The 308-nt window shown below is 43.2% G+C and carries 1 pseudogene; it reads right to left on the bottom strand.

The window, feature by feature from the left end:
• Positions 1-308 (bottom strand): annotated as a pseudogene (locus LK536_RS58650) (hypothetical protein); the annotation flags it as partial.

Here is a 308-nt window from a genome sequence, read left to right as displayed (position 1 = left end):
GTATTCTTCTTTTGACAACTGTTCTGTTACCAGCAGCTGCACAGGGAAGATAAAGTCCTCTATGTAATAGATGCCCTTTGTGACATTCCTGATCCTTACCCCATACCGTCTCTTTAGATGCCGGACCAGACGTCTTGGGTAATGGTCCCCAACCAGTGTGATGGTCAATTCTTCCGGCGGTATCTCCAAAACTTTTCTGGTGTCAGCCTGATAAATACATACATAACCCAGGACCTTGTAAAAATCATTTACACTGATATAGTCCTCAGGACTCTTATATTCCACGATGTTATAGGTCCTGAATATCC

The organism is Clostridium pacaense (genome assembly GCF_020709765.2).
Lineage (GTDB): Bacteria > Bacillota > Clostridia > Lachnospirales > Lachnospiraceae > Enterocloster > Enterocloster hominis.
This window is presented reverse-complemented; position numbering and strand designations above follow the sequence as displayed.